This is a genomic window from Dialister sp. UBA1703, assembly GCA_002320515.1.
GTDB lineage: Bacteria > Bacillota > Negativicutes > Veillonellales > Dialisteraceae > Dialister.
The window spans coordinates 57,478-63,221 of the sequence record DCJJ01000164.1 but is presented as its reverse complement, the minus strand read 5'-3'; the positions used below and the strand labels follow the sequence as shown (position 1 = coordinate 63,221).

General features: G+C 53.0%; 6 protein-coding genes. 1 reads left to right on the top strand and 5 read right to left on the bottom strand.

Annotation, left to right across the window (positions count from 1 at the left end; genetic code table 11):
• The first annotated feature begins 729 nt into the window (after positions 1 to 729).
• Positions 730 to 1,233: a transporter gene (locus B2Y11_RS07880; RefSeq protein WP_291057912.1), complete on the top strand. Its 504-nt coding sequence runs from the start codon at positions 730 to 732 to the stop codon at positions 1,231 to 1,233.
• 47 nt (positions 1,234 to 1,280) lie between these two features.
• Here the strand turns inward: B2Y11_RS07880 and B2Y11_RS07875 are convergent, their stop codons facing one another.
• The 5 genes from B2Y11_RS07875 to B2Y11_RS07855 form a co-directional block, all read right to left on the bottom strand.
• Positions 1,281 to 1,829 carry a hypothetical protein gene (locus B2Y11_RS07875; RefSeq protein ID WP_291057911.1) on the bottom strand — a complete coding sequence of 183 codons (549 nt, stop codon included), beginning with the start codon at positions 1,827 to 1,829 and terminating at the stop codon, positions 1,281 to 1,283.
• Between the two features lie 116 nt (positions 1,830 to 1,945).
• Positions 1,946 to 2,314, bottom strand: coding sequence for a hypothetical protein (locus tag B2Y11_RS07870; RefSeq protein WP_291057910.1), 369 nt, complete (start codon positions 2,312 to 2,314; stop codon positions 1,946 to 1,948).
• A gap of 292 nt (positions 2,315 to 2,606) precedes the next feature.
• Complete coding sequence (locus B2Y11_RS07865) at positions 2,607 to 3,401, bottom strand: carbon-nitrogen family hydrolase (protein ID WP_291057909.1); 795 nt, start codon at positions 3,399 to 3,401, stop codon at positions 2,607 to 2,609.
• Between the two features lie 392 nt (positions 3,402 to 3,793).
• Positions 3,794 to 5,080 (bottom strand): M18 family aminopeptidase, encoded by a 1,287-nt coding sequence (locus tag B2Y11_RS07860; protein WP_291057908.1) that lies wholly within the window; start codon positions 5,078 to 5,080, stop codon positions 3,794 to 3,796.
• Positions 5,080 to 5,463, bottom strand: a complete 384-nt coding sequence (locus B2Y11_RS07855; protein ID WP_291057907.1) for a hypothetical protein — start codon at positions 5,461 to 5,463, stop codon at positions 5,080 to 5,082. Before B2Y11_RS07855 ends, B2Y11_RS07860 begins: the two co-directional genes overlap by 1 nt.
• Between the last annotated feature and the right edge of the window lie 281 nt (positions 5,464 to 5,744).

Sequence of the window (5,744 nt, the reverse complement as noted above, 5' to 3'; positions counted from 1 at the left end):
AGGGGATGCTACGTCATCTCGAGCACAGCGGCATGCCGGAATGGATGGTATATGTGTTTATCATCATTAAAACTCTGAGTCGAGAGATCTCCAGCCGAAGCGGGGCTTGTACCATGGAGGAGTGAGATTTCTCGGCTCCGCTACGCTGCGCTCGAAATGACGGTGCGACGGGGCAGCACTTGTATTATTCGCTTCATTTTGAGATGACAGTAAGGGGATGCTACGTCATCTCGAGCGTAGCGGTATGCCGGAATGGATGGTATATGTGTTTATCATCATTGAAACTCTGAGTCGAGAGATCTCCAGCCGAAGCGGGGCTTGTACCATAGAGGAGGGGGATTTCTCGGCTCCGCTACGCTGCGCTCGAAATGACGGTGTGACGGGGCAGCACTTGTATTATTCGCTTCATTTTGAGATGACAGTAAGGGGATGCTACGTCATCTCGAGCGTAGCGGCGTGTCGGAATGAGACTGAAAATATTATACTCCTTTGAAACTCTGAGTCGAGAGATCTCCCGCCGCCACGGGGCTTGTACCATGGAGGAGGGAGATTTCTTGGCTCCGCTTCCGGCCCTCGAAATGACAGCGCGGCGGGGCAGCACTTGTGTTATTCGCTTCATTTTGAAATGACGATGGGGCAGGATATCCAATTTCTCAAAAGCCCTTAATTTTTCAGGCTCCATAGTATATAATAAAAGTATATAGATACTGTTTAGAAAGGAGGACCTCTATGAAAAAGATTTTATGCATGGCTGCCGTTATGGCACTGGCAGGCACAGGCATGGCCGGCGCCTTTGGCGGCATTATGGATACGGAAGCGGGGTATGGGTACAACAGTGCTGCCGACGGCATTCACAGCGCCCATATCGAAGTGAAGCCAATCCCCAAGCTGGCCGTAGGCGCCGAATACCGGCACTGGAACAACCGGGGCAATGAAACGGACGTATATGCCAAGTACAAGGTAGGCCATTTCTATGTAGGCGCTGGCAACCGGAACTACTACGACCGGGATGCCAGGATGTTCGGACTTATTGAAGGAAAGGCCAATGTACTGGGCCCTCTGGATGCCTATGCAGGCCTTCTTGTGTCCAGCGAAGAGAGACAGTACAAGGCGGGGCTTGCGCTGAATCTGGTGCCCACGTCCTTTGATATTGACGTGAACTACACCTACTACGACAGAGACGACGTGGATAACGAAAGCGGCGTAGGCGTAGGACTGAATTACCATTTCTGAAAGATTGACAGCAAAAAACGGTGCTCTTTGGGGAGCACCGTTTTTTATTATCGGATGGTATATTCCTTTCCCGCTCCCGGTGCATAAACCAGGGTGGCCGTTTTCTGGGAGCTGTAATAGCCGGAGGTAATCTGCTTTCCTGTGACGGGATCATAGACATAGTACCTGGCAGGAACGGAAATGTGCTCACCGGATTGTGTGGATATTTCGCCGCTGCTTTTGACCCGCCAGTTCCAGCCGGGGCTGCTGACTGCATGCTTCGAAACCGGGCCGTTTTCAGCTGCGGAGTAGTATGCCAGAACGTAGTAATCGTCTTTACTGGTTATTTCCCGACCTACAGACCAGATATCACCTTGATGAAAAGGTATGTTGAGTGCCTCTGCCAGCTGTGTCCCTTCATCGGTCCCGGAACACACATAATGGGTGGAACCTGCAAGCAGAAGGGAGCCTAGGCCCCCGTTTCTCTCGGCAATGGCCCGGCCCACCAGGTCGGGAATGGAAAGGGGCTCTTCCTCCTCTTTTGACGAACTCTTTGACGCCCCATTTTCCATAAGATTTCCTGCATTGTTAAACACGGTGCGGATAGAATCACCCATGAGGCCCTGCCGGTAAATCAGAAAACCGATGCCCACGATAATGGCCAGAAGAAGGGCGTATTCGATGAGATTCTGCCCTTTTTCACGGAATGGCTGTCCTTTTCTGCCTATCCCTGTTATGTGCGGACTGTATTTTTCCCCTCCGGCCCTTTTACCACAATGCCTGTGGTGCCGTAACCGAAGACGGCGGAGCTTCGCACATACTCATTGCTTTCCTCTCCGGTGGACGGATTGAATCCATACTTGGTTACATGAGCTACGGGAAGGGGTTTCCCGTGGGAGGCCAGTTTTGAATGGCCGGGGCCGTAGACGTCCCATCCTGTTTTGAATTTTGAAATAGGATAATTGCCGTTGTCGGCAGCGGAATAGTAAACCAGGACGTAAAGGTCTGTCTTCTCATTTGTCAGTCTTCCCAGAGACCGGCGTCGCCTTCTGCATAGGGGATGCCCAGCTTTTTCGCCAGGGCGTCTCCAGCGAATGGACATATTCATTTTCCTTCAGGGACCAGGTACCCTTTCTGATGGCGGAACTGATGGAAGCAAGAAATGGCTTGTAGTCAGGAGAGGAAATGCGGGCGCCGGTTTTTAAAAGACTGTCTGCCTGGTTAAAAACGGTACGAATGGACGGAACCGGGCCGCTCTGATCATATATGTAAAAACCGATGGAAGTGATGATGGCCAGGAGAAGGGCATATTCTATGAGGTTCTGCCCCTTCTTCCCGGGAGGTATTGGGCTCTTCATGGTAAATCCTCCGGTTTCTTTCCTTACGAATGGATTTTATTCTACTTTATCCCAGTCCGGGCGGCGGTCGCGGAACACGTTAATCCGGCTCCGCACCTCTTGAATCACATCGGTGTCCACCCGGCCGAAGGCGATTTCCTCGTCACTCTCCAGGTGGCATATATCCTCGCCCCAAGGGTCAAGGAGCAGGGATTCGCCGGCGTATTCCGTGTCTCCCGATTTCCCTGCCTGGTTCACTGCAGCCAGATAAAACTGGTTCTCAATGGCCCGGGCCCGGTTCAGGGTGACCCAGTGATGATTGCGGATTTTGGGCCAGGCAGCGGGTACGAAGAAAAGATCCACCCCGGAAAGCGCCTCCCGCCGGATGAGTTCGGGGAAGCGGATGTCATAGCAAACGGCCATGGAACAGGAAATGGTATCCAGTTTGAAATGGGAAAGGTGGTTTCCCATGCGGAAATACCCCGGTTCTCCGGACAGGGAAAATCCGTGCATTTTATCAAAGGAAGAAACCATATGTCCCTTCCGGTCAAACACATAGGAACGGTTGTAAATATCATGGCCCACCTTCACCGCCGTGGTGCCGCCAACGATATTCACTCCGAATCGGCTGGCGGTGGAAGAAAGAAGACGGCAGGTCTCTTCCCCCTCCTCATCGGCCAGTCCAGACAGATTCTCCTTCGGGAAGAACCCCGTATTCCATGTTTCCGGAAGCACCAGAACATCCGGCTCCTTCTCCATGGCCTGTTCCATTAATTCCTGTGCATGAGAAAAATTCACTTTGGGATTTCCCATTTCCACATACATCTGAAGCAGTGCGATTCGTAATTTCATGGATAACCTCCTTTGGAATAGTGAGCTGATGGGACAGTGGGGCGGCTTACCGCTATCCGCTGTCCGCTTACCGTGAATGGTATTTAATGCCGACTGTCTCAAATGCGGCGTGTACTGAGATTCTTCGCCTGCGGCTCAGAATGACTGTGGAGCGGGAAGAAAATTCCGCAGCGCTGACTTCATGCTCATCGTCCGCAGGACGATATCTGCCCCTTGAGCGCCAGCGAACACAACCTTTCTATACAACCCGCCGCCGGCAGGCGGCCATAACCTTCGGGCCCGCAGGGCCCGTCAACCTTCCCCTCTGAACCCGAGCTGCGAAGCGGCCTTCATTTCCATCATTATATCATTAAAATCAGGAATAAGAAAAACCTCCCGAAGGAGGTTTTTTGTTATTCAAAGAATTTGATGGACGCGTTCACCAGGTAAGCGGTGTCCAGGGTACCTGCCGTTTCGTAGGAGGAATGCATGGCCAGCTGGGCAAGGCCGATGTCCACGGTGGGCATGGATACTTTGGTATTGGAAATATTTCCCAGAGTGGAGCCGCCGGGGTTATCGCTCCTGTTAGTGAAGGTCTGCACAGGAATGGAAAGGTCCCGGCACAGTTCCTTGAAGCGGGCAGCCGAAAGACCGTCGGTGGCGTAGCGCTGCTGGGCATTGTACTTGATGACGATGCCGCCGTTGATGGCAGGCCGGTTCACGGGGTCCGCATATTCCGGATGGTTGGGGTGGACGCTGTGGGCATTGTCAGCGGAAATCATGAAGCTCCTTGCAATCATGGCCATGGTTTCGTCATAGGTGAGGCCCAGGGAAAGGGCGAGCCTTGTGAGCACGTTGGAAAGGAAGGGGGAGCCTGCGCCCTGGGCGGTGCCGCTTCCCACCTCCTCGTTGTCGAAGAGGGCATACACGGAAATATGCTTTTCCTTCCTGCCCCGCATGAATCCGCGGAAGGTGGCAAAGGCGCACTGCAGGTCATCCAGTTTCGGGGAGGAAATGAATTCCTTTTCCTCGCCCCAGATGGTGCCGGGCACGCGGCTGTAAAGGTACAGGTCGTGGGCCAGAATGTCTTCCGGTTTCACTTTGGCGGAAGCAGCCACCACATCCATAAAGGAAGTTTTCCCTTTGGCAAGGCCGTAGAGGGGGAGGAGGTCCGTCTGCACATTCCAGTCCTTCTTGTGGTTCACGTTCCTGTCCATATGGATGGCCACGGAAGGAATGACCACCATGGTGCCATCCACTGCAGCCAGTTTCTGGGCCAGATGGCCATTTTCCCGGACGATGAGCCGTCCTGCCACGGAGAGCGGGCGGTCAAGCCAGGTGGACATGATCATGCCGCCGTAGGCTTCCACATTCAGCTTCACATAGGGCCCTTCCTTGATTTCCGGATTTTCCTTGATCTTGAAGCAGGGAGAATCGGCATGGGAAGCGGTGATGCGGAAGGAGTCCGCCCCGCTTTCAGGCACTGCAAAGGCGATGAGGGCACTGCCGTTCCGGGTGACCACGTATTTCCCGCCTTTTTCAATATGCCAGGGGTCTTCCTCCCGGATTTCCGTAAATCCGGAATAGAGGAGCGCTTCCTTCACACCGTGGACTGCATGAAATACGGAGGGGGAGCGGGCGATGAAATGAATCAGGTTTTCGCCCACTTCAACGGTTGTCTCAGGCTTTTCTACGTTCATTATTTCTTATGGTTCACCTTTCTCTGGTATACGGCCTCTGCCATCTGGGCGCGGGCACGGATGACCGGATTGTTGGTGTTGATGGAAGTGGGGGTGAAATTGCTGGTGTAGTGCAGGGTCTTCGTTTCCTTTTCCATTTCCACTACCTGGATGGTGCCGGCAGTGCGGTCATAGGCATAGGTGTAGGTGCAGGTGCCGCCGTCGATGGCTTCCACGGCTACGAAATGGAGGATTTCGTGGCCGTTGGTGGTGGTCTTCACCCTGGTTTCATCCATGTCGATGGAAATGGTATCATTGTACTTCCAGTAATTTTCAGCAGAAACAGTCATGGAACCGGCAGCAATGGCAGCAGCCACGCCCAGGGCAATCATCATTTTTTTCATATAGGTACTCACTTTCCCGGGACACATCTTTTCCCGTTACATACTCATGAAATCAGTCTTATTATATCATATGAGGAGAAAAGACAAAAAGGGAAGTTAGAAGAGGAGTCATGCCAGCATTCATAGTGCCCCCGCTTGCGGGGGAAAGGTGGTGCCGCAGGCACCAAAGGGGGGTGAGCGCAGCGAGCCTGCTGAAAAGCGGCATATACTTATTGCCCGAAAGGCAATCCACCACCCTCCGGTCTTTAGGGAAGCATTGATTAATTCATAGAGTCTGCTTT